Raw genomic sequence first — 22,874 nt, forward strand, 5'->3', positions numbered from 1 at the left:
CTTCGGCGCGTGGCTACTTCAGCGGCCGCCCTTGCTCATCCACAGTCGTCCGCGCATCGCGCAGCGCCCATTCGCGGATGATCTGGCGGCAGCGGGTGAGCTCGGCTTCGGTTGCCGTACCCATATCCTTTGACGCACGCTCGACCATGGCCTTGCAATTCAGCAGCACGGAGCGATCCTCCGCGCGCGCAGCTAACGTGATCGCCGCAAGAGCCGTGACGACGAGTGCCGTTCGGATCACCATCACCCCAGCTTCTCACGCGCCAGCGCGGCGCCGGCGCCGAGCGCCACCAGCTTGGCTTCGGCAATCTCGCGCCGCATTGGCGCCATGCCGCAATTGGTGGTGGCGATGATGTTGCTCTTGGGAACGAACTTCGACACCGCGTCGATCACCTGCACGACGTCCTCGGCCGTCTCCACCGTGTCGCTGGCGACGTCGATCACGCCGGCCTGCACGATCTTGTTCTTGAGCAGCGCGAGCAGGTCGAGCGGCACCTTCGAATTGCGGCACTCGATCGCGACCTGCTGGATCGGGCTCGCGTCGATCGCCGGAAAGATCTGCTCGTACTGCCGCCACTGGCTGCCTAACGTCTCCTTCCAGTCGGTGTTGGCCTTGATGCCGTAGCCATAGCAGATGTGCACCGCGGTAGCGCAGGTCAGCCCCTGCGCGGCGCGCTCCAGCGCCTTGATGCCCCAATCGTTGACCTCGTCCATGTAGACGTTGAAGGCGGGCTCGTCGAACTGCACCAGATCGACGCCGTCGGCCTGGAGCGCCCTGGCTTCATCGTTGAGGAGATCGGCGAAGGCAAAGGCCATCTTGACGCGATCACCGTAGTAGCGGTCCGCAATCGTGTCGATGATGGTCATCGGGCCGGGCAGGGTGAACTTCAGCTTCTTCTTGGTATGCGTGCGCGCAACACGCGCCTCGTCGGCATGAACACGACCTTTGAGCTGAAGCGGCGCGATCACCTGCGGCACCATCGCCTTGTAGCGATCCTTGCGGATGCCCATCTCGACCTTGTGGGCGAAGTCGATCCCGTCGATCTTCTCCAGGAAGCCGTGCACGAAATGCTGGCGGGCCTGCTCGCCCTCCGTGACGATGTCGATGCCGGCATCCTCCTGGACCTTCACGGCAAGCATCGTCGCGTCGCGCTTGGCACGAAGAAGCTCGTCGCCTTGCGACTTCCAGGGCGCCCAGAGCATGTTGGGTTCGGCGAGCCATTCCGGCTTCGGCAAGGAGCCGGCGATCGTGGTTGGAAACAGCATGGGTCCCTCCCGGCGGGTTGCGATTGCGCCATTGTCTGCCATGTCTTAACGTCGAGGTACAGAACAACAAAAGTCGCTCTCTATTCCAGGCGACGGCGACAGGGAAGGCGATGATCGATCTCTATTATGCGCCGACGCCGAACGGCTGGAAAATCTCGATCATGCTGGAGGAACTCGGGCTCCCCTATAGCGTGAAGCCCGTCAATATCCGCATCGGGGAGCAGTTCAGCCCCGAGTTTCTGGCGATCTCCCCGAACAACCGCATTCCCGCGATCGTCGACCACGCGCCCGCCGATGGCGGCAAACCGTTCGCGGCGTTCGAGACCGGCGCGATCCTGATCTACCTCGCAGAAAAGACCGGCCGCTTCCTGGCCGGCGATCTGCGCGGCCGCTCGACGACCATCCAGTGGGTGATGTGGCAGATGGCAGGTCTTGGGCCGATGCTCGGCCAGCACGGCCATTTCGCGCTCTATGCAGCGGAAAAGATCCCTTATGCGATTGAGCGCTACCGCGACGAGGCCGCGCGGCTCTATGGCGTGCTCGACCGGCAGCTGGCCAAGACCGGCGCCTATGTCGCCGGCGACTACTCCATCGCGGACATCGCCTGCTTCCCCTGGACCATGACCCACAAGGCGCAGGGGTTTACGCTCGACGACTATCCGAACGTGAAGCGCTGGTATGCGGAAGTGCGCGCCCGGCCGCAGGTGCAGGCGGGGCTTGCGATCGGCAAGTTCGTGAAAGAGCCGTTCGACGAGGAATCACGCAAGATCATGTTCGGGCAGAAGGCTAAGGAAGTGCTGGGAAAGACGTGACGACCACCGCTCTCTCCCCGTCATTGCGAGCGGAGCGAAGCAATCCAGACTCTTTCGGCGGAGGCAGTCTGGATTGCTTCGTCGCTTCGCTCCTCGCAATGACGGGGGAGAGAGCGGAATACGCATCAAAAGGAAACGCCATGATCGAATTCTTCTTCGACTGTTCCAGCCCCTGGACCTATCTCGCCTTCCACAACATCCAGCCGTTGGCCGAGGAGCTGGGGGCCGAGATCAGCTGGCGGCCGATCCTGGTCGGCGGCATCTTCAATACGGTCAATCCGAGCGTCTACGCGCAGCGTGAGACGCCGGTGCCGCTGAAGGCGCGCTACATGAAGAAGGACCTCGCCGACTGGGCGCGCTCGGCGGGTCTTGCGATCAAGATGCCGCCGACGGTGTTTCCGGTGAACAGCGTGAAAGCCATGCGCGGCTGCATCTGGCTTGGCAAGGATATGGTGCCGTTCGCCACCGCCGTGTTCGAGGCCTATTGGGGCGCCGACAGGGATATCTCGCAGGACGCGGTGCTCGCCGAAATCTGCAGGAAAGTCGGCATCGACGAGCCAAAATTCTTTGCCGGTATCTCTGAGCAGGGGATCAAGGACCAGCTCAAGGCCAACACGGAAGAGGTCGTCGCGCGCGGCGGTTTTGGTTCGCCGACGATCTTCGTCAACAAGACCGACATGTATTTTGGCAATGACCGCCTGCCGCTGATCCGCGAGGCGCTCAAGCGCGGCAAGGCGAGTGCGGCCTGATGGTGCGGGCTGTCGTCTGCCGCGCGCTCGGCGCGCCCGAGACGTTGCGGCTGGAGGAGTTTTCGTCGCGCGCGCTGAGGCCAGGCGAGGTGCGTGTCGCGATCCGCGCCGCCGGGCTGAATTTTCCCGATGTGCTGATGGCGGCCGGCGAATATCAGCTCAAGCCGGAGCTGCCGTTCACGCCCGGCATGGAGGCTGCCGGTGACGTCACCGAGGTGAGTGTGGAGGCAAGCGGCGGTGCCGTCGGCGACAAGGTCATCGTGAAGATGCGCCACGGCGCGTTCACGGATGAAGCCGTGGTAATGCCGGCGCAGCTCACGCCGATGCCATCGACGTTCGACTACGCGGAAGCTGCGACCTATCTTGCTGGTCATGGCACCGCCTATCACGCGCTGATCGATCGCGGCCGGGTCGAGCCCGGTGAGGTGCTGCTGGTACACGGGGCAGGCGGTGGCGTGGGTCTCGCGGCCGTCGAGATCGGCAAGATGCTGGGCGCGACCGTGATCGCGACCGCCTCCAGCGACGAGAAGCTCGCCATTGCGAAAGCACGCGGCGCCGATCATCTCATCCGCTACGATCGCGAACCGTTTCGCGATGCCGTCAAGCGCATCACCGACGGTCGTGGCGCCGACGTCGTGTTCGATCCCGTCGGCGGCGAGGTGTTCGAGAACTCGATGCGCTGCATCGCCTGGGGCGCGCGGCTCTTGGTGATCGGCTTCACCGGTGGCATCGGCTCGGCGAAAACCAATCTCTTGCTGATCAAGGGCGCGAGCGTGCTCGGCGTGCGTGCGGGCGAAGCGGTGCGGAAAAACCCCGTGCTCGGCGAGGTGCGGCTCAAGGCGCTGCTGCAATGGGCGGAGGAGGGCAAGCTGCGCCCCAACGTCTCGCATCGCCTGCCGCTGGAGGAGTATGCACAGGCGATGCGGTTGTTGCTCGATCGCAAGGCGATCGGGCGCGTGGCGCTGGTGATGGAGTGACGGCGCCGTAGGGTGGGCAAAGGCGCTCTTGCGCCGTGCCCACCATCTCTCAATGATAGCGAAAGAACGTGGGCACGCTTCGCTTTGCCCACCCTACGAGAGCGGCGATCGCCTCACTTGTACTCCCGCTCGCTCCACCACGGGAAATAGTCCGGCATATCGCTCGACACCTTGTTCTTGAACTGCGCGGGGCGCTTCTCCAGGAACGACACCACGCCTTCCTTCACATCGTCCGAGCGGCCGCGGGCGTAGATGCCGCGACTGTCGACCTTGTGGGCTTCCATGGGATCGTCGGCACCCATCATGCGCCACATCATCTGGCGGATCAGCGCCACTGACACCGGCGCGGTCTTGGCGGCGAATTCCTTGGCGAGCGCGCGGGCGGTCGGCAGCAGATCATCCGGGGCTACGACCTTGCTGACGAGACGCCCCGCGAGCGCTTCCTGCGCCGGGAAGACGCGGCCGGAATAGCACCATTCCAGCGCCTGCGAGATGCCGACGATGCGCGGCAGGAACCAGCTCGAGGCGGCCTCCGGCACGATGCCGCGCTGGGAGAACACGAAGCCGAAGCGGGCGGCATCCGAGGCAATGCGGATGTCCATCGCGAGCTGCATGGTGACGCCGATGCCGACGGCAGGGCCGTTGACCGCGGCGATGACGGGCTTCAGGCTCTTGAAGATGCGCAAGGTCACCTGGCCGCCGCCGTCGCGCACCTGCGGGTCGCTGTAATCGACCTTGCCGTCCGCGAAACGCTTTACGGGCCCGCGCCGGGCGTCGCGATCAAAGGTGTCCGCGCCCGAGGAAAGATCGGCGCCCGCGCAAAAACCGCGGCCGGCGCCGGTGACGATGATGGCGCGGACATTGTCGTCCTTATCGGCGGCGTCGAACGCGTCGATCAGCTCTCCCTGCATCTGTGCATTGAAGGCGTTGAGCTTGTCGGGCCGGTTCAGCGTGATGGTGAGGATCTGCTCGGCGATCTCATATTTGATCGTCTCATATGCCATGGCGGTTTCCTTCCTTGTTTCTTTGTCGGTCTCTCTAGCACGTCATTCCGGGGCGCGCGACGCGCGAACTCCGCTGCGCAATTGCACACCTGAGAATCCATTTCTCCACGCCACTTGTGCGGATGAATGGACTTCGGGCTTGCGCCAAGAGGGCGCAACCCGGAATGACGGGAGTGTGTTTACTGCGCCGGCGGCCTGGGCCAGGGCTTCTGCGCGCCGCGCAGGCCCTCAAAGGCCTTGGCCATGCCGAGCACGCCGATATCGTCGAAGCGGCGGCCGACGATCTGCACGCCGATGGGAAAGCCCTTCGCGTCGAAGCCGCCGTTGAGAGAGACAGCAGGGTTCTCCGACATATTCCACGGCACGGTATAGCAGATGTGCTCGAACGGCCTCATGGGATCGTTGGTGGGCGAAGCCCAGTCCGCCGGATAGTTCACGTTCGGCGCAGTCGGCGAGATCACATAGTCGAGCTCGCAGAACAGCTTTGACGCAGCCGCGCGGACCGCCATGGTCTGGTTGAATCCGCGGATAACATCCACACCCGAGAGCTTTGCGCCGGATGCGCCCCATTTGAAGATGTAGGGCAGCACCTTTGCCTGTTCGGCCGGCGTCAGCTTGGACAGATCATCCCACATCCGCACGCGCCAGAAATTGTCGAGGCCGTCGAGCATCTCGCGGGTGAGGATGCCGTCAACTTCCGTGACGACAGCACCGGCGGATTCGAACGCCTTTGCGGTTTTCACCGCGACCTCGCGAACCGGTTTTTCCGCCGGCAGACCAACGCCGGCATCGAGCATCAGGCCGATCCGCAACTTGCGCGGAGATTTTTCCAGCCCCTTCCAGTTCAGAGGCTCCGCCGGCAGGCTCATGCCGTCGCGCCGGTCGGGCTTTGCGATCACACTCATCATCAGCGCGCAATCGTCGACCGTGCGTGTCATGGGACCGGCGACACGGCCGACATAGGCGGGATCGATCGGCACCCGGCCGAAGCTGGGCTTCAGGCCAACGAGGCCGCACCAGCCCGCGGGCAGGCGCACCGAGCCGCCGATATCGGTGCCGAGATGCAAGGGACCGTAGCCGGCCGCCGCGGCAGCGCCAGCACCGGCGCTGGAGCCGCCGGGGTTCTTGGAGAGGTCCCAGGGATTGCGCGCGAGCGCGTGGAAGCTGGAGAGCCCCGAGGACAGCATGCCGTAATCGGGCATGGTGGTTTTTGCGAAGATGATCGCGCCGGCCTCGCGCAGGCGCGCGGCGGGCGGGGCGTCCTTCTCGGCCGGCACCAGCTTCACGCTGGCCGCTCCCAGCGGCACCGGCACGCCCTTGGTCGCGATGTTGTCCTTCACCGTGACAGGCACGCCGTCGAGCGCGCCCGATGGTTCGCCCCCGGACCAGCGCGCGGTCGAAGCCTTTGCGGCCTCGCGCGCGCTGTCGGGATCGAACGCGTAGAGCGCCTTGAGATGCGGTTCCCACGCAGCGACGTGCGTGAGCACGTCCTCCAGCACCTCGCTCGGCGAGAACTGCTTGGCGCGATAACCCGCGATCAGATCGACCGCGGACAGATCGTGCAGCGAGGTGACGGCCTCTTCGACGCTCTTTTTATGCATCGCTAACCCACCGGCATGCGCGTTTCGATGATCCGGGCGAACATGCTGGCGCCGATCGGCAGGATCTTGTCGTCGAGCACAAAGCCGGGATTGTGCACGGGCACCGAGCCGTCGTGGCCGACCCAGAAATAGGCACCGGGAATGGTCTGCAGCATGTCGGCGAAATCCTCGCTGCCCATCTTCGGCTGGGCGCGGGTGATCACGTTGGCGGGGTTGATGACGGTGCGCGCGACCTCCTCGACCACCTTGGACTGCTCGACCTGGTTGATCAGCACGCCGAAAGTATCGCGGATGTCGGCTTCGATCACGCACTGATAGGCGCTCGCGATGCCGGCGCAGATCGTGCGGATGCGCTCGGCGATCAGGGCGCGGATTTCATCCGAGAAGGTGCGGATGGTACCGCACAGATGCGCTTCGCCGGGGATGACGTTGTAGGCGGAACCGGCGTGAATCTGCGTGATCGAGATGACGGCGGCCTGCAGCGGCTCGACGTTGCGGCTGACGATGGTCTGGATCGCCTGCGCCAGCGTGGTCGCGATGATCACCGCGTCCTTGGAGCGCTCGGGCATCGCGCCATGCGCGCCATAGCCGGTGATGCGGAGGTCGAAGAAGTCGGCGCTCGCCATTGCCGGGCCGGGCAGGATCGCGATCTCGCCGTGGTTGAGGTCGGGCGCGTTGTGCAGGCCGTAGAGCTCGTCGCAGGGAAACTTCTCGAACAGCCCGTCCTTGATCATCGCGCGCGCACCGCCGAGGCCTTCCTCGGCCGGCTGGAAAATCAGGTGCACGGTGCCGTCGAAGTTCCTGGTCTCGGCGAGATAGCGCGCGGTGCCGAGCAGCATGGTGGTGTGGCCGTCGTGACCGCAGCCGTGGAAGCGGCCGGGGATTTTGGAGCTCCATTTCAGATTGGTGTTCTCCTCCATCGGCAGCGCGTCCATGTCGGCGCGCAGGCCGATGCGCTTGCCGCCCGACCCCTTGCCCTTGATCACGCCGATCACGCCGGTGCCGCCGAGACCGCGGTGCACCTCGATGCCCCAGCTCTTCAGCTTGTCGGCGACGATGCCGGAGGTGCGCACTTCCTCGAAGCCGATCTCGGGATGGGCGTGGAGGTCGCGACGGATGGCGGTGAGCTCGTCGGCGAAACCGTCGATGCGATCGATCGTGGGCATGTGTCCTGTCCGGTTAGCGTGAAGGAGGATTGAAAACGGGGCCGTTCGGCTTGATGCGGATGCCCGGACGCAGGCGCGTCCAGGGGAGCGAAGCGGTGTCGGCCGGCATCGCGCCGGGCGCGGCGCAGATCATCAGCTTTTCCGCGATCGGCTCGAAATCGGCGCGGAAATGCACCGAGCTCTTGTTGACCAGAATCTTCTGTGTGGTCGGCTCGATGCCGACATAGCGATACATCGCCTGGTCGGCGAGCTGCGCCTTGTGCGAGGAGACGACGACGCGGACGTCGCCGATGCGCAAGGCTGCCGAGGGGCCCATCTCCATCTCGCGGCCGCCATAATAGGGGCCGGGCGCGACAAAGCGGCCGTCGGAGAGCTTTTCGACGATGAAGGTCTCGCGATAGGGCTCGTCGCCGGGAATGCCGGACTTGCCACCGAGCGACAGCGTCACTGTCGCACCGACGCCGGCTTCATGCGCGGCCTTGGCCGAGGCCGGATCGTAGATCGCGCCGGTCGCGGCACTGGCCTTGTTGCGCACCAGCGCGCGCAGCATGCCGGTGGTGTCGGAATCGCCGCCGGCGCCCGGGTTGTCCTGGGTGTCGGCGATGATGATCGGCTTGCTCGCGCTCCTGGCGAGTTCCATCGCATGGCGCACGCCGTCGTCGGGCGACCAGATCTTGCCGTCGAAATCGTCCTCGTGGCTTTCGATCAGTTTGACGATCGCATCGGCCGCGCGGTCGGCATCGGCCTGCGACTTGCCATAGGCGAATACGCTCGGGCCGCAGTCGCGGAAGTCCGCGGCGGGGAAGCCGGGCGCGAAGGACAGCGTCGGAACGGCGTCGCTCTCCAGCGCAGCGAGCTTTTCGTAGATACCCTTGGTGGGAAAGTCATTGGTGCATTGCCAGCTGATGGCGATCAGGAACGGTAGTTGGCGGAACGACTTTGCAAGGCGCTGCTTCGTCTTCAGGAGGAGGGCGAGGTGGCGCGCAGAGGCGCGGCCGGTCTCGGCCATGTCGACGTGCGGATAGGTGCGGTAGGCGATCAGCGCGTCCGCGTGTTCCATCATCTCGGGCGTGACGTTGGCGTGCAGGTCGAGGCTGGCAACGAGCGGGACGTCCTCGCCGATGACGCGGCGCACGCGCGCCAGAATCTCGCCTTCGCCGTCGTCGAGATGCTCGGTCACCATGGCGCCGTGGAGGTCGAGATAGACCGCGTCGATCGGGCCGGCGGCCGCGATGCCGTCGACCATCACCTTCACGATGCGCTCGAAGGCGTCCTTGGTGACATGCGCGGAGGGGCTCGCACCGCAGGCGATCGTCGGAATGAGTTCCCAGCCGTTGGCTTCGGCGCTGTCGACGAAACCGGCGAGGCCGACATTGATGCGGCGCATCACCTTCAAGACGTCGGCGCCTTCAGTCATCGCCGGCCAGCCGCCGCCATGCTGGAAGTCCGCGAACGTCGCCTTCGTGGGAGCGAAGGTGTTGGTCTCGTGCAGGAAGCCGCCGACGGCGATGCGTGTCATTAATTCAATTCCGGTCGATCAAGAGTGCGCGACGTTAGCCTTGGCCTTGCGGAGAGAGCAAGGTGAGAAGCAGTCGCGCCACGCATAGGGTCAGATCGTTTTGGGAATGCTGCTCCGCCGTCATTCCGGGGCGCGCCACTTGGCGCGAGCCCGGAATCCATTGTGCTGCAGAGTCTGCCGTTCGATGGATTCCGGGCTCATCGCTTGGCGATGCCCCGGAATGACGACTGAGAGAGTCAAGCCGTGGCCGCCACACCCTCCGACACCGGCCGGAAGTTCGCAAAATCCCAGCCGCGGCCCGGAGCGGCCTCCAGCAGCGCCCTGGTGTAGGCCTCCTTCGGGTGCGTGAGCACCTCGGCGGCAGGGCCCTGTTCGACGACGCGGCCGTGCTGCATCACCACGACCTCGTCGCAGATCTGGGCGGCGACGCGCAGATCGTGGGTGATGAACAGGATGGCGATGCCGAGCCGCTTCTGGATCTCGTCCAGGAGTTCCAGCACCTGCGCCTGCACCGAGACGTCGAGTGCGGAGACCGCTTCGTCCGCGACCAGCACGTCGGGATCGAGCGCGAGCGCGCGGGCAATGGCGATGCGTTGGCGCTGGCCGCCGGAGAACTGGTGCGGATAGCGCGTCACGGCGTCCGCCGGCAGGCCGACCAGTTCGAGCAGCTCGCGCGCCCGCTTCATCGCATCGGCATGCGAGGTGCCGTAATTGATCGGGCCTTCCGCGATGCTCTCGCCGACGGTGACGCGTGGGTTGAGCGAGCGGTAGGGATCCTGGAACACGATCTGGATCTTCTGCCGGTGCGGCTGGAGCAGGCGGCGCGAGATGTCAGCGATCTCGCGGCCGGCAAGGCGCACGCCGCCGGAGGTCGGATCGATCAGGCGCACGATGCAGCGCGCGACCGTGGACTTGCCCGAGCCGCTCTCGCCGACGATGCCGAGGGTGCGGCCCTTGCGCAGCGTCAGCGTCACCTTGTCCGCGGCGACGACCTCGCGGCCTTTGCCGAAGAAGGCGCGCTCCTTGTAGACCTTGCTGAGGTCGTTGGCCTCGAGCACGACGGGCTCGCGGCTGTCCTCGCGCGGCGGCCGCGGCACCAGGCTCGGCACGGAGGAGAGCAGATTGCGGGTGTATTCCATGGTTGGATTGCGCAGCACGGTCTCGAGCGGGCCGGTCTCGACGAGGCGGCCCTGTCGCATCACCGCAACGCGGTCGGCGATCTCGGCGACCACGCCCATGTCGTGGGTGATGAACAGGACGGCCGTGCCATGATCGCGCTGGAGGTCGCGGATCAGGGTCAGAATCTGCTTCTGCGTGGTGACGTCGAGCGCGGTGGTCGGTTCGTCCGCGATCAGGAGCTTCGGCTCCAGCACCAGCGCCATCGCGATCATGATGCGCTGGCGCTGGCCGCCGGAGAGGCGGTGCGGATAGGAGGCGAAGATGCGCTCGACCTGGGGCAGGCGCACCTGCTCCATCATGTCGAGGATGCGCTTCTTCCGCGCCTTCGCGTCGAGATCGGTGTGGGCGCGCAGGACCTCGTCGATCTGGCGGCCGACCGGCACCACCGGATTGAGCGCGGTCATCGGCTCCTGGAAGATCATTGCCATCTGCGTCGCGCGGAGCTGGCGCAGGCGGCGGTCGGTTGCGGTGAGAATCTCCTCGCCGACCAGCTTGATGCTGCCGCCGGTGGGCACCAGCGTGCCCTTCGGCAAGAGGCCCATCGTTGTGAGCGAAGTCACGGACTTGCCCGAGCCGCTTTCGCCGACGAGACACAGCGTCTCGCGCTCGTGCACCTGGATCGAGATGCCGTCGATGATGTTCGCGGCCTTCGGCTTCTTGCCGACGGACACGACGAGGTTGTTGATGTCGAGGACTGGGTTGGTCATCACTTGATCCGCCATCACTTGCCCTCCCGCTGCTTCATGCGGGGATCGAGGGCGTCGCGGGCAGCGTCGCCGATCAAATTGATGCTGAGGATGGCGATCGAGAGCAGCAGGCCCGGCCAGAAGATCAGCGTCGGCTTGAGCTGAAAATACTGGCGGCCCTCGGCCATGATGTTGCCCCAGGTCGGCGTCTCCGGCGAGATGCCGGCGCCGAGGAAGGAGAGGATGGCCTCGGTCAGGATCGCGGAGGCGCAGACATAGGTGCCTTGGACGATCAGCGGCGCGATCGTGTTCGGCATCAGATGGCGCCACATGATCTTCGGCAGGCTGGAGCCGACCGAGATCGCGGCCTCGACGTAAGGCTCCTCGCGCGCGGACAGCACGACCGAGCGCACCAGGCGTGCCACGCGCGGAATTTCCGGAATTGTGATCGCGACCAGCACGGTCCAGAGGCTGGCGCCGGACAGCGAGACCACAGCGATCGCGAGCAGGATGCTCGGCATCGCCATGAGGCCGTCCATGACGCGCATCAGGACGGCATCGACCAGCTTGAAGAAGCCGGAGACGAGGCCGATAGCAAGGCCGATGACGATCGACAGGATCGCCGAGCCGATGCCGATCAGGAGCGAGATGCGGCCGCCATAGATGACGCGCGACAACAGGTCACGGCCATAGGCGTCGGTGCCGAGCAGGAACTGCGCCGAGGCCGGCTTCAGCCGCTGCGAGGGCGCAAGCTGGACCGGATCGTGCGGTGCGATCAGCGGCGCCAGGATCGAGACCAGCACGATCAACGCGAGCAAGGCCGTGGCCGCCGCGATGATCGGTGTCGAGGTGAGGAAGCCGAAGCGCGGCCGCAGCGGCGACGTGATCGGAATGGACGACTGGGGAAGGCTATCGACCGACATCTTTGTTGTTATCCTTGGCCCTAGTACCGGATCCGGGGATCGAGCAGCGTATAGGCGACGTCGATCAGGAGATTGACGACGACATAGATCAGCGACGTCAGCAGGATCATCGCCTGGATCACCGGATAGTCGCGCGCCAGCACAGCGTCCACGGTGAGGCGGCCGATGCCGGGGATGTTGAACACGCTCTCGGTGACGACGACGCCGGAGATCAGCAGCGCAAAGCCGGTGCCGATCACGGTGATGACGGGCACCGCGGCATTGCGCAGCGCATGCCGCATCATCACGGCGACCTCGTTGATGCCCTTCGCGCGGGCAGTGCGGACGTAGTCCTCGCCGAGCACGTCGAGCATGGCCGCGCGCGTCATGCGCGCGATCAGCGCGATATAGATGAAGGATAGCGCGCAGGTCGGCAGGATGATGCGTTCGAAAAACGGCCCAAAGCCGTTAAAGATGCTGCGGAAGCCCTGCACCGGTACCCAGCGCAGATCGATGGCGAAGATCTCGATCAGGATGTAGCCGACCACGAACACCGGCACCGAGAAGCCGAGCACGGATAGACCCATCACGAAACGGTCGATCCAGGTGCCGTGCTTCCACGCCGCGATGACGCCGAGCGGCACGGCGATGATGACGGCGAGGATGATGGTCGACAGCGCGATCGAGATCGACGGCTCGACGCGCTGGCTGATCATCTTCATGACCGGCAGGTTGGAGATCAGCGACGTCCCGAGATCGCCGTGCAGCAGCTTGTTCACCCAGGTGACGAACTGGACGATCAGCGGCTCGTTCAGGCCGAGCGAGTCGCGGATGCGCTCAAGCCGCTCAGGTGTCGCGTTGTCGCCGGCGAGAATCGCGGCGGGGTCGCCCGGCGTCAGCCGCAGCAGCAGGAATACGAACAGCGCGACGACGCCCATCACGGGCACCGCGGCCAGAACGCGGCGAATGAGATAACCTAGCATGCACCTATCTCCGGCTGCGGAACTTATGGGGCCCCAAGGCGCCCGTGGATTCGATCGTGTCTATCATGCGCGCCTGTCATTCGGACTGGGAAGGCCGGCCGGAGATGCCGACCTTTCGGGGCAAATTGTGTGCCAAGGGCAGGGCGGTATCAAGGGGGCGGCCTGCGTCCGATCGGAACCACTCAGGATGCATGACGCAACTCGCGCTCAACCTGTGACGGTGCGGTCGGCGGTGCGTTGAGCCCGCGCCAGCCGTCGATGGTTCCGGCAATCATCTGCGCGGTCGCGGCCGACAAGGTCCAGCCGAGATGGCCGTGGCCGGTGTTGAAGAACACGCCCGGCATCCGTCCTGCGCGCACCACCGGCATCATGTTCGGCATCATCGGCCGCAGCCCGGCCCAGGGCACGACCTTGGACGTCTCGACGGCGGGGAAGTTGCTGCGCACCCAGTCGACCAGCGGCTGCACGCGATCGGCGCGGATGTCGCGGTTGAAGTCGTTGAATTCGGCAGTGCCGGCAACGCGGAAACGATCCGCGCCAAGCCGGCTGGTGACGATTTTTGCGGCTTCGTCGAGCAGGCTCACGGTGGGCGTCGCGTTGCGGCTCTCAGTGGTGTCGAGCTGAACGGTGATGGAATAGCCCTTCACCGGATAGACGTTGACGCGCTCGTCGAGAAGTGCGGCGAAGTGACGGCTGGCCACACCGGCGCAGACCACGACGCCGTCCGCTTTCAACATGCCGCGCGCGGACGCGCCCGTGTCGCTTGCGGAGAGATCAGCCCAGCCGATGACAAAGCCGCCGCCTGCCCGGGCGATGGAATCGATATTGGCTTCATGGATGAAGGTCGCGCCGCGCCGCTTGCAGGCTTCTGAGAGCCCGCGGGTAAACTTGTGGATATCGCCGGTCGCATCCGACGGCGTGTAGAAGCCGCCGTAATAATCCTTCCGCAGCGTCGGCTCGATGGCGCGGATTTCCTCCGGCGTCACCGGATGCCGATCGAGGCCGCCTTCCTGCAACAGCGCGTTGACGCGCAGGCCGGATTCAAACCCCTTCTTGTCGTGATAGATGTGGAGGATGCCGCGGCGTTCGAGATCGAAGTCGATGCCTTCGCGCGTCGCGATATCGAACAGATGCTTGCGGGCTTCGATCGCGAGCCGCGTGGTCTGAACCGTGTTGGCGCGGTAGTTGCCGATGTTGGCCACGAACTCGCTCATCCACGAATATTTGTGCCAGTTCGGCCGCGGGTTCATCAGCAGCGGCGCGTCGCGCCGGAACATCCAGCGCAGCCCTTTCAGGATCGTTGTGGTGCTGTTCCACACTTCGGCATTGCTGGCGGAGAGCTGTCCGCCATTGGCGAAGGACGTTTCCATCGCGGCGTAGCGGTGCTTGTCGAGCACCGTCACCTTGTAGCCGCGTTCGAGCAGGGCATAGGCGGTCGTTACGCCGGTGATGCCGGCGCCGATGATGGCGATATGGGTCATGGTAGTTCGGGGCTCCCGTGAGTTAGGATAGGCGAACCGCCGGCCAAAGGCCGTTGGCGGCGCCCCATCTGTCACGGTTACCTGAGAGCTTGATCCGGCGCGGACCTCGACGAGGTCAGCTTGCGGACTATCCCCTTCGGTGGACGTCACGACCTTGAATCGCGCCGTCTCTCTCCAGATCGTCCTGACGATACAGTCCTTTTGCCTGAGAGTTTCCGGGGCGGTTGCTCCGTCGGCGCCGCAACGAAAGCTGAAAGCCATCGTTGCGATCTCTCCCGCATCGTCGCGTGGACAATCGACCAGTACGATGCGCCTCATTTTTAGACAAGGCCAAATTTCAATCGCGACTGCCAATGCATTGTGCAGTGCGAAGCCGATTCATTCACTCGAGTGTCGCCAGCAGTCCCGCCATCAGGCGGGCGCGCTCGACCAGGCTCTCGACCTCGATGAACTCCTCCAGCGTGTGGCCATTGCCGCCACGCACGCCGAGGCCGTCGAGTGTCGGGATGCCCATCGCGCCGGTGAAATTGCCGTCGGAGCCGCCGCCGGAACTCGCATGCGGCAGTTCGGCGCCGAGCGATTTTGCGATACCGCGCGCCTTTTCATACAGCGCCATGGTGCCGGCATCCGGCTCCCATACGGGGCGCGTGACGCCGCGCGTCACCTTGAAAGTGACATCGTTGGTCGTGCCCGACAGCGCCAGCATCCGCTCGACGCCGCGGTCGAGATCGGCCTGGCGCTTGGCCATGGACAGCGCCTCGCCGGTGGCGGTCGTGGCAACGCAATTGACCCATTGTCCGCCGTGCACGACACCGACCGAGAAGGTGCAATCATCGGTCGTCATCGCGTCGATGGCGAGGATCTGCCGCGCCATCTCGCGGATCGCCGAGCGTCCCGCTGACAATGTCGCGCCGGCATGGCTCGGTCTTCCCGTCGCCTCGAGATTGAAGCGCGCGATGGCGTAACGTCCGGTAGTAACGCCGTTGTCCGCACGGCCGGGCTCGGGCACCAGCACATATTTGTTGCGCGCGGCTTCCGCTTCGATGATGTCGCGCGTCGAGGGGGTACCGACTTCCTCGTCCGGCGTGAACAGGACGGTGATCGGCAGGGGCGTGGTGAAGGACGCGCGCGCCAGCTGCCGGATCGCTTCCAGCGAAAGGTAGTTGCCACCCTTCATGTCATAGATGCCGGGGCCGTAGCACTTGTTGCCCTCGCGCCGCCATTTCAGCTTCTCAATGGTGCCGACCGGGTGGACGGTATCCATGTGCCCGGCGATCAGGATGCCCGGCTCGCCCTGTTTCGGATGCGGGAAGCGCGCGCGGATGACGCCGCCAAAGCCCTGCCGGCCGCCGATGCGTTCGATCGTCGCACCCATGATCGCCATATCCCGCGCTGCGATATCGAGCATTCGGTTCACGGCGTCCGCGTCCCAGGTTGGGCTCTCGCATTCCACCCAGGTGCGCAGACCCTCGAGCATCGCCTCGGAATCGAAGGGAAGATTGGCTGGATTCATCTTAATGTCTCTCAAGCTTCAAAGATGGAACGCGCATTGCATTGGCGCGGGGCAGGACAGGCCGGGAGTGTTGTAGAGCTAAACCGATCTTTGTGGAGCCCGTGCGTGTGATGCCATGGGCTGCACCGAAACCGGATTGACGCGCTCAACACTGTCTGCAAGTCTCGAAAGATAAAGGCATTGCATGAGGTTAGTTCGCCTAACGAATGATCCTGATGCTCAACCAATAATCTGCCTTTGAACAGTTTCACGTCAGGAGAAACTTTTATGTTGAGCTTGATGCGCCGGGGGCGTCGCGCGTTCGTCTCCACACTTGCGCTGTCGGTCGTCGCGCTTTCGACGGCGATGGCCTCGCCGGTGTTTGCCGCCGGCAAGACCATCACCGCGGTGATGCATTCGGATCTGCGCATCATCGATCCGATTTTCACCACCGCCTACATCACGCGTGACCATGGCTACATGGTCTACGACACGCTGATCGCGACGGACTCGAACTTCAAGATCCAGCCGCAGATGGCGGACTGGAAGATCTCCGACGACAAGCTCACCTACACCTTCACGCTGCGCGACGGCCTGAAGTGGCACGACGGTACGCCGGTGACGGCGGAAGACTGCGTCGCTTCGCTGAAGCGCTGGGCCGCGGTCGACGGCATGGGCCAGCAGATGATGCAGTTTACTGCGAGCATCGAGGCGACCGACCCCAAGACGATCACGCTGAAGCTGAAGGAGCCTTACGGCCTCGTGCTCGAATCCATCGGCAAGCCGTCCTCGCGCGTCGCCTTCATGATGCCGAAGCGTCTCGCTGAAACGCCGCCGGACAAGCAGATCCCCGAGCAGGTCGGCTCGGGTCCGTTCAAGTTCGTGCAGGGCGAATTCCAGCCCGGCGTGAAGGCGGTCTACGTCAAGAACACCGACTACGTGCCGCGCAAGGAGGCGTCGAGCTGGACTGCCGGCGGCAAGCTGGTCAAGGTCGATCGCGTCGAATGGATCACCATGCCGGATGCGCAGACCGCAGTGAACGCGCTGCAATCGGGCGACATCGACTTCATGGAAGTGCCGCCGTGGGATCTGCTGCCCGTGCTTGAAGGCAATGCCGACCTCAAGGTCGAGACGCTGAACAAGTTCGGCTACCAGACCCTCGGGCGCATGAACTTCCTCTATCCGCCCTTCGACAATCCGAAGATCCGCCGTGCCGCACTTCTGGCGATGAACCAGAAGGACGTGCTCGACGCGCTCGTCGGCAATCCCAAATACTACAAGATCTGCGGTGCGTTCTTCATCTGCGATACGCCGTTCGCCACCGACGTCGGCTCGGAATCGCTGGTCAAGGGCAACGGCATGGCCGAAGCCAAGAAGGCGCTCGCCGAGTCCGGCTATGACGGCACGCCCGTCGTGGTCATGGTGCCCGGCGACGTCGTGACGCTGAAGGCGCAGCCGACCGTTGCGGTGCAGCTGCTCCGCGAGGCCGGCTTCAAGGTCGACGCGCAGGCGACCGACTGGCAGACGGTGGTGAGCCGTCGCGCCAGCCAGAAGCCCCCGAAGGAGGGCGGCTGGAACATGTTCTTCACCAACTGGGTCAGCGCCGACGTGTCCAACCCGATCGCCAATCTCTCGATCGGCGGCCAGGGCAAGAAGGGTTGGTTCGGCTGGGCGGAGAACGCCAAGATCGAGAAGCTCAAGGACGACTTCGTTCGCGCCGCCTCGCTCGACGATCAGAAGAAGATCGCGGCCGAGATCCAGAAGGAAGCCTACGACCAGGTGATCTACGTGCCGCTCGGCCAGTACCTGGCGCCGAGCGCGTGGCGGAAGTCGCTCACCGGCGTGCTCGATGGCCCGGCGACCCCGCTGTTCTGGAACATCGACAAGTCCGAGTAAGGCCAGGGAAGGGAAGGCGCGTCGCGCGCCTCTCGTCCCGATCGTTACGCGGCGCCGCTGTCATCAGCGGCGCCGCTCGCCAGGAGAATTTCCCAAGAGAGCTTCCAAGAGAATTTCCAGAGAACCTCCCAAGAAAATTTCTCAGGAGAACTTCAGTGCTCCAACCCATGCGCCGGGGACGTCGTTCTTTCGCCTCCACACTTGCGATTTCAGTCGTGGCGCTCTCGGCACTGGCCTCGCCGGTTCTCGCCGCAGGCAAGACCGTTACCGCCGTGATGCATTCGGATCTGCGCATCCTCGATCCGATTTTCACCAGCGCCTATATCTCGCGTGATCATGGCTACATGATCTACGACACGCTGATCGCGACGGATTCGAACTTCAAGATCCAGCCGCAGATGGCGGACTGGAAGATCTCCGACGACAAGCTGACCTACACCTTCACGCTGCGTGACGGCCTGAAGTGGCATGACGGCACGCCGGTGACGGCGGAAGACTGCGTTGCCTCGCTGAAGCGCTGGGCCGCGGTCGACGGCATGGGGCAGCAGATGATGCTGTTCACTGCGAGTATCGAGGCGACCGACCCCAAGACGGTCACGCTGAAACTGAAGGAGCCGTACGCGCTGGTGCTGGACTCGATCGGCAAGCCGTCGTCGCGGGTCGCTTTCATGATGCCGAAGCGTCTGGCCGAGACGCCGGTGGACAAGCAGATTCCCGAGCAGATCGGCTCCGGCCCCTTCAAATTCGTGCAGAGCGAATTTCAGCCCGGGGTGAAGTCGATCTACGTCAAGAACACCGACTATGTGCCGCGCAAGGAGCCGGCGAGCTGGACCGCCGGCGGCAAGGTGGTGAAGGTCGATCGCGTCGAATGGATTACGATGCCGGACGCGCAGACGGCGTTGAACGCGCTTCAGTCGGGTGACATCGATTTCATGGAGATTCCTGCCATCGAAATGTTGCCCGCCATCGAAGCCGACAAGGGGCTCAAGCTCGAGATCCTGAACAAGTTCGGATTCCAGACCGGCGCGCGGATGAACTTCCTCCATCCGCCGTTCGATAACGTCAAGGTCCGCCGCGCTGCACTCCTGGCGATCAAGCAGAAGGACGTGCTGGACGCGCTGATCGGCGATCCCAAATACTACAAGGCTTGCGCCGCGATGTTTATCTGCGACACGCCATTCGCGACAGAGATTGGCGGTGAGACCCTCGCGAAGGGCGGCGACATCGTTGCGGCCAGGAAGGCGCTCGCCGAATCCGGTTACGACGGGACACCCGTCGTGCTCATGGCGCCGGGCGACGTGCTGACGCTGAAGGCTCAACCGATCGTGGTGGCCCAGCAACTCCGCGAAGCCGGCTTCAAGGTCGATTTGCAGGCCACTGACTGGCAGACGGTGGTGAGCCGGCGCGCCAGCCAGAAGCCCCCGAAGGAGGGCGGCTGGAACATGTTCATCACAAACTGGGTCAGCGCCGACGTGGTCAACCCGATCTCCAACGTCGCTGTCGGCGGGCAGGGCAAGAAGGGCGGCTGGTTCGGCTGGGCCGAGGACGCCAGGATCGAGCAGCTCAAGGACACCTTCGTTCGTGCAGCTTCGCTCGACGATCAGAAGAAGGTCGCAGTCGAGATCCAGAAGGAAGCCTACGATCAGGTACTCTACATGCCGCTAGGTCAGTATCAGTCTCCAAGCGCGTGGCGGAAGTCGATCACCGGTGTGATCGACGGCCCGGCGACGCCGGTGTTCTGGAACATCGACAAGACCGAGTGAGGCCAAATCCAGGTAAGGGAAGGTGCATCTCGCACCTTCGGTCCGAGCGTTACACGGCGTCGCTGTCATCGGCGGCGCCGTTTTCGTTTGTCAGCCTCGTGTCAGTCTTTAACTCTTCCAGTTTCCAATCATTGCTATTTGTTTCTGTTCTGAAATAGATGTGCGCAGCTCGCACATCACTTCCTTCCCGTATTGATTCCTGTGCCGATTGATTTTGCACTCCGGGCGATGGCCGAACGGTCCGATCGCGCGCCGGCCCGATGGCGCCGGCCGTTCCTGCGCTGGCTCGACACCGTCGAGGCGGGCTGGGCCGTTCCGCTTCTCATTGCGTGCTTCGTTGCGATCTGGACGCTCTATCTGGCCATCGCCTATGCCGGCAGCGGCCTGCACCCCGACACGCTCGAGGCCTGGACGCTCGGGCGCCGTTTCGCGTGGGGCTATCACAAGCATCCGCCGCTGATGGGTTGGGTCACGGCGGTATGGACCTCGGTCTTCCCGCTCAGCGACTGGTCGCTGCAACTAATGGCGATGGCCAATGCCGGGCTCGCGCTGTTTTTCGTCGACCGGATCGCACTGCAGTTCGTGACCGGGCACAAGCGCATCCTGGTGCTGCTGCTCTTGATGCTGACGCCGGCCTATCAGTTCCACGCCCAGCGCTTCAACGCCAATGCGGTGCTGCTTGCGGTCTGGCCGCTCGCGACCTGGTGTTTTCTGCGCGCGTTCGAGACCCGCAGCGCGGCCTGGGCGGTCGCCGCAGGATGCACGACGGCGCTGGCGATGGCCGGCAAATATTATTCGGTCTTCCTCGTCGCGAGCTTTGCATTGGCCGCGCTGGCGCATCCCGCGCGCCGCGCCTATTTCACCTCCGCTTCGCCCTGGATCTCGGTCGTCACCGGGCTCGCGGCGCTGTCGCCGCACATCTATTGGCTAGCGACCGCTGGCGCGTCGGCCTTCACCTACGCGATGGCGCACGCCAACGGCAACATCGTGAGCTCACTCGGTGAAGTGCAGAACTTCCTGCTCGGACTGGTGGCGGCCCTCGGCGCATCAGCCGTCATCTGGGTGTTCATCGCGGGCACGCGGCTGAAGCAATTCCCGGCCGATTTCGCCGTGATGAGCTCTGGTCTGCGGCTCCTTTTCTACGTAGCGATCGGCACGATCGTGCTGCCGGTCCTGACGTCGCTGGCGATGGGCACCGATCTGCCGTCGCTATGGGCGTTGCAAGGGCTGTTCCTGTTCGTCGTGCTGATCGTTTGCGGCACGCGCTACCCGATCGAGCGGTTCTACACCGTCAACCTCACGGTGATCACCGCGATCGTTGGGCTAGCCGCTGTCTTCGTCGCCGCGCCGATTCACGCCGTCTATCGCAACAATCACGGCTACGAAGAGGGCCGGAATCTCTACATGCAGGTCGCTGACGAGCTCACCCGCGAGTGGCGCGAACTGACAGGCGAGCCGCTCGGCGCCGTCAGCGGCGACGATTCGCTGGCCTTTGCGACCGCATTCTACAGCCCGGACCATCCGTCTTACGCGCGACCGTTTGAATTTCAGTACACATGGGGCGTGCCGCGCAAGACGACATTGGATCGCGGTTGGGCCGCGCTCTGTTTCAGCGGCCAGGACCATTGCGGCAGGTGGATGCAGTCCGTGTCTGCGCGCACCGAGCATTTCGTCCGACGCGAGTTCACCGTGCAGGCGACGCTTTGGGGCAAGCCGGGCCTGACGCGGGAGGTGGTCGTGTTGATGGTGCCACCGCGGACGAGCAGCGCAACGCCCGAGAGCGCCGCGCAGGATTTCAGCGCCAGCAGGCGGGCTGCGGAGTAGCGCTCGCGTTCAGCAATGGCTGTCGCGCACCCGCTCGAGGCCCTCGCTCGCGAAAGGCGCGGTGAATGGGGCCTGCTCAGCATTCGGCTCAGGAGGTTTCGTTTCCGCCGGACCCGAGGTCTGATGGTCTTCGCTGAGTTCCAGTTCCATTGCGGCGGCCTTTCGAATTGCTGCAGTACAACATCGAGGCCGCCGGGAAGTTCCTCACACGATCGGGCGATGATGCGGCTTGAACAGCCGTCCCTTCTCCACCACCAGCACGATGGCAAGCGCAGCGAGCGTCGACAGGAAGAAGCCGACCGAGAACGGCAGCAATGTGCCGTCGAAGCTCTGCCCGATCGCCATGCCGACGACGATGCCGATCAGCGTCGTGATCGAGCCGTAGAGCGAGGATGCGGTGCCGGCGATGTGGCCCTGCGGCTCCATGGCGAGCGCGGTGAAGTTCGCGACCATCATGCCGAACGAGAACATCATCAGGGCAGACAGCGCCATGAACAGGGAGAGCGGCAGCATGCCGAGGCTTTCCGTCAGCAGCATCACGCCCGCCACCGCGGTGTAGAGCGTCAGCGCGCCGTGCGAGATCACGCGCATGCCGAGCCGTCCGACCAGTTTTGCATTGAGGAAGCCGGCGATGGCAGTGCCGGCCGCGATCGCCGCGAATGCGAGCGGGAAATAATGGCCGAGATGATAGATGCCGGTGAAGACCTGCTGCGCCGAGAAGACATAGGCAAAGAGCGCGCCTATCACGCTGCCGGCGGCCGTGGCATAGCCGATGGTCTGGCGGTTCGTCACGGTCTGCCGGAACGCCGAGAGCACGTCGGCGGGCGCCAGCGACCTGCGCTCGGACTCGGGGAGGGTTTCAGGCAGCCGCAGCACGCTCCATGCGAGCGCGAGCAATCCGTAGAGCATCAGCACGACGAAGATGCCGCGCCATTGCGTTACCAGCAGCACCGCCTGCCCGAACGACGGCGCGATCACGGGCACCGCGATGAACACCATCATGGCGAGCGACATCACGCTCGCCATCCGGCGGCCGACATAACAGTCGCGCACGATCGAGGTCGCGATCACGCGCGTTGCCGACGTGCCGAGCCCTTGTAGCGCGCGCGCCAGCAGGAGCGTCTCGAACGAGGGCGCGGCGACCGCCAGCACGCTCGCCACCGCATAGACGGCCATGCCGCCGAGCAGCACCGGGCGGCGGCCGAAGCGGTCCGACAACGGGCCCATGACGAACTGGCCTGCGCCGAAGCCGATCAGGAAGGTCGAGAGCACCAGTTGAAGATGGTTGGCATTGGGAATGGTGAAGGCTGCCCCGATGTTGGGCAGCGCCGGCAGCATCATGTCCATCGCAAGCGGATTCAGCGCCATGATGGACGCGATCACGATGACGAATTCTGGAAAACCCATGGGCCGGTGTCCCGAGGACACCCAATCGTCGGCATTGACGTCGGACAAGAAGCTCACCCCTGAAATCGAGAGCTTTATCCACGCAGATGCTGCGTTGCACAACCCCTGTTTCGGGATGGCTGTCAGGCGGGCCCGGGAAGGCAAGAATTGGTGAGGAGCCCACCTTT

At 64.4% G+C, this 22,874-nt stretch carries 18 protein-coding genes and 2 riboswitches; of the genes, 6 read left to right on the plus strand and 12 right to left on the minus strand.

Translation table 11 applies throughout. The features are described 5' to 3' along the window. Nucleotides 1–13: 13 nt before the first annotated feature. Nucleotides 14–244, minus strand: coding sequence for a hypothetical protein (locus JQ627_RS29930; RefSeq protein WP_212487971.1), 231 nt, complete (start codon nt 242–244; stop codon nt 14–16). Then, nucleotides 244–1,266, minus strand: coding sequence for a methionine synthase (locus tag JQ627_RS29935; RefSeq protein WP_212487972.1), 1,023 nt, complete (start codon nt 1,264–1,266; stop codon nt 244–246). The genes JQ627_RS29930 and JQ627_RS29935 overlap by 1 nt, the downstream gene beginning before the upstream one ends. A gap of 110 nt (nt 1,267–1,376) precedes the next feature. Here JQ627_RS29935 and JQ627_RS29940 point away from each other — a divergent pair, with 110 nt between their 5' ends. From JQ627_RS29940 to JQ627_RS29950, 3 genes are all read left to right on the plus strand, one after another. Further along, nucleotides 1,377–2,078, plus strand: coding sequence for a glutathione S-transferase N-terminal domain-containing protein (locus JQ627_RS29940; RefSeq protein WP_212487973.1), 702 nt, complete (start codon nt 1,377–1,379; stop codon nt 2,076–2,078). 140 nt (nt 2,079–2,218) lie between these two features. After that, nucleotides 2,219–2,827 carry a 2-hydroxychromene-2-carboxylate isomerase gene (locus JQ627_RS29945; RefSeq protein WP_212487974.1) on the plus strand — a complete coding sequence of 203 codons (609 nt, stop codon included), beginning with the start codon at nt 2,219–2,221 and terminating at the stop codon, nt 2,825–2,827. Further along, entirely contained in the window at nt 2,827–3,804 is a 978-nt protein-coding gene (locus tag JQ627_RS29950) for an NADPH:quinone oxidoreductase family protein (RefSeq protein ID WP_212487975.1), read from the plus strand. The genes JQ627_RS29945 and JQ627_RS29950 overlap by 1 nt, the downstream gene beginning before the upstream one ends. A 113-nt stretch (nt 3,805–3,917) precedes the next feature. On the opposite strand, the gene JQ627_RS29955 is transcribed toward JQ627_RS29950, so the two are convergent. The 9 genes from JQ627_RS29955 to JQ627_RS29995 all read right to left on the minus strand — a co-directional run bounded on the left by JQ627_RS29955 (nt 3,918) and on the right by JQ627_RS29995 (nt 15,838). Beyond that, nucleotides 3,918–4,808 (minus strand): crotonase/enoyl-CoA hydratase family protein, encoded by an 891-nt coding sequence (locus JQ627_RS29955; RefSeq protein WP_212487976.1) that lies wholly within the window; start codon nt 4,806–4,808, stop codon nt 3,918–3,920. Between the two features lie 179 nt (nt 4,809–4,987). After that, nucleotides 4,988–6,409: an amidase gene (locus JQ627_RS29960; RefSeq protein ID WP_212487977.1), complete on the minus strand. Its 1,422-nt coding sequence runs from the start codon at nt 6,407–6,409 to the stop codon at nt 4,988–4,990. A gap of 2 nt (nt 6,410–6,411) precedes the next feature. After that, nucleotides 6,412–7,575, minus strand: coding sequence for a M20 aminoacylase family protein (locus JQ627_RS29965; protein WP_212487978.1), 1,164 nt, complete (start codon nt 7,573–7,575; stop codon nt 6,412–6,414). 13 nt (nt 7,576–7,588) lie between these two features. Next, nucleotides 7,589–9,094 carry a M81 family metallopeptidase gene (locus tag JQ627_RS29970; RefSeq protein ID WP_212487979.1) on the minus strand — a complete coding sequence of 502 codons (1,506 nt, stop codon included), beginning with the start codon at nt 9,092–9,094 and terminating at the stop codon, nt 7,589–7,591. 236 nt (nt 9,095–9,330) lie between these two features. Beyond that, nucleotides 9,331–10,980: an ABC transporter ATP-binding protein gene (locus tag JQ627_RS29975; protein ID WP_212487980.1), complete on the minus strand. Its 1,650-nt coding sequence runs from the start codon at nt 10,978–10,980 to the stop codon at nt 9,331–9,333. Nucleotides 10,981–10,994: 14 nt separating this feature from the next. Beyond that, a complete protein-coding gene (locus JQ627_RS29980) occupies nt 10,995–11,882 on the minus strand; it encodes an ABC transporter permease (protein WP_212487981.1) in 888 nt (295 codons plus the stop codon). Between the two features lie 20 nt (nt 11,883–11,902). Beyond that, the gene (locus JQ627_RS29985; RefSeq protein ID WP_212487982.1) at nt 11,903–12,844 is read right to left on the minus strand and encodes an ABC transporter permease; all 942 of its coding nucleotides are present in this window, start codon (nt 12,842–12,844) and stop codon (nt 11,903–11,905) included. Nucleotides 12,845–13,026: 182 nt separating this feature from the next. Then, nucleotides 13,027–14,325, minus strand: a complete 1,299-nt coding sequence (locus JQ627_RS29990) for a D-amino acid dehydrogenase (protein ID WP_212487983.1) — start codon at nt 14,323–14,325, stop codon at nt 13,027–13,029. 66 nt (nt 14,326–14,391) lie between these two features. Then, nucleotides 14,392–14,505: riboswitch (glycine riboswitch) on the minus strand. A gap of 3 nt (nt 14,506–14,508) precedes the next feature. After that, a riboswitch (glycine riboswitch) is annotated at nt 14,509–14,613 on the minus strand. A 94-nt stretch (nt 14,614–14,707) separates the two neighbouring features. Beyond that, nucleotides 14,708–15,838, minus strand: coding sequence for a M20/M25/M40 family metallo-hydrolase (locus JQ627_RS29995; protein WP_212487984.1), 1,131 nt, complete (start codon nt 15,836–15,838; stop codon nt 14,708–14,710). A 267-nt stretch (nt 15,839–16,105) separates the two neighbouring features. On the opposite strand from JQ627_RS29995, the gene JQ627_RS30000 reads away from it, so the two are divergent. The 3 genes from JQ627_RS30000 to JQ627_RS30010 all read left to right on the plus strand — a co-directional run bounded on the left by JQ627_RS30000 (nt 16,106) and on the right by JQ627_RS30010 (nt 21,300). After that, nucleotides 16,106–17,713: an ABC transporter substrate-binding protein gene (locus JQ627_RS30000; RefSeq protein ID WP_212487985.1), complete on the plus strand. Its 1,608-nt coding sequence runs from the start codon at nt 16,106–16,108 to the stop codon at nt 17,711–17,713. 155 nt (nt 17,714–17,868) lie between these two features. Continuing rightward, a complete protein-coding gene (locus JQ627_RS30005; protein ID WP_212487986.1) occupies nt 17,869–19,476 on the plus strand; it encodes an ABC transporter substrate-binding protein in 1,608 nt (535 codons plus the stop codon). A gap of 228 nt (nt 19,477–19,704) precedes the next feature. Further along, on the plus strand, nt 19,705–21,300 hold the full coding sequence (locus JQ627_RS30010) for a glycosyltransferase family 39 protein (RefSeq protein WP_249143494.1): 1,596 nt from the start codon (nt 19,705–19,707) through the stop codon (nt 21,298–21,300). Nucleotides 21,301–21,504: 204 nt separating this feature from the next. Here JQ627_RS30010 and JQ627_RS30015 read toward each other — a convergent pair whose 3' ends face one another. Beyond that, on the minus strand, nt 21,505–22,707 hold the full coding sequence (locus JQ627_RS30015; protein ID WP_409363826.1) for a multidrug effflux MFS transporter: 1,203 nt from the start codon (nt 22,705–22,707) through the stop codon (nt 21,505–21,507). Nucleotides 22,708–22,874 lie beyond the last annotated feature (167 nt).

This window comes from Bradyrhizobium liaoningense (assembly GCF_018130785.1).
In the GTDB taxonomy this organism is placed as follows: Bacteria; Pseudomonadota; Alphaproteobacteria; order Rhizobiales; family Xanthobacteraceae; genus Bradyrhizobium; species Bradyrhizobium liaoningense_A.

Bases quoted from the DNA above. Each gene is read 5' to 3' on its own strand.
- JQ627_RS29930 (WP_212487971.1), bottom strand. From the start codon at position 244: ATGGTGATCCGAACGGCACTCGTCGTCACGGCTCTTGCGGCGATCACG.
- JQ627_RS29990 (WP_212487983.1), bottom strand. From the start codon at position 14,325: ATGACCCATATCGCCATCATCGGCGCCGGCATCACCGGCGTAACGACC.
- JQ627_RS30000 (WP_212487985.1), top strand. From the start codon at position 16,106: ATGTTGAGCTTGATGCGCCGGGGGCGTCGCGCGTTCGTCTCCACACTT.
- JQ627_RS29950 (WP_212487975.1), top strand. From the start codon at position 2,827: ATGGTGCGGGCTGTCGTCTGCCGCGCGCTCGGCGCGCCCGAGACGTTG.
- JQ627_RS29970 (WP_212487979.1), bottom strand. From the start codon at position 9,094: ATGACACGCATCGCCGTCGGCGGCTTCCTGCACGAGACCAACACCTTC.
- JQ627_RS29965 (WP_212487978.1), bottom strand. From the start codon at position 7,575: ATGCCCACGATCGATCGCATCGACGGTTTCGCCGACGAGCTCACCGCC.
- JQ627_RS29995 (WP_212487984.1), bottom strand. From the start codon at position 15,838: ATGAATCCAGCCAATCTTCCCTTCGATTCCGAGGCGATGCTCGAGGGT.
- JQ627_RS30015 (WP_409363826.1), bottom strand. From the start codon at position 22,707: ATGGGTTTTCCAGAATTCGTCATCGTGATCGCGTCCATCATGGCGCTG.
- JQ627_RS29955 (WP_212487976.1), bottom strand. From the start codon at position 4,808: ATGGCATATGAGACGATCAAATATGAGATCGCCGAGCAGATCCTCACC.
- JQ627_RS29975 (WP_212487980.1), bottom strand. From the start codon at position 10,980: ATGACCAACCCAGTCCTCGACATCAACAACCTCGTCGTGTCCGTCGGC.
- JQ627_RS29985 (WP_212487982.1), bottom strand. From the start codon at position 12,844: ATGCTAGGTTATCTCATTCGCCGCGTTCTGGCCGCGGTGCCCGTGATG.
- JQ627_RS29960 (WP_212487977.1), bottom strand. From the start codon at position 6,409: ATGCATAAAAAGAGCGTCGAAGAGGCCGTCACCTCGCTGCACGATCTG.
- JQ627_RS30010 (WP_249143494.1), top strand. From the start codon at position 19,705: ATGGCCGAACGGTCCGATCGCGCGCCGGCCCGATGGCGCCGGCCGTTC.
- JQ627_RS29945 (WP_212487974.1), top strand. From the start codon at position 2,219: ATGATCGAATTCTTCTTCGACTGTTCCAGCCCCTGGACCTATCTCGCC.
- JQ627_RS29980 (WP_212487981.1), bottom strand. From the start codon at position 11,882: ATGTCGGTCGATAGCCTTCCCCAGTCGTCCATTCCGATCACGTCGCCG.
- JQ627_RS29940 (WP_212487973.1), top strand. From the start codon at position 1,377: ATGATCGATCTCTATTATGCGCCGACGCCGAACGGCTGGAAAATCTCG.
- JQ627_RS29935 (WP_212487972.1), bottom strand. From the start codon at position 1,266: ATGCTGTTTCCAACCACGATCGCCGGCTCCTTGCCGAAGCCGGAATGG.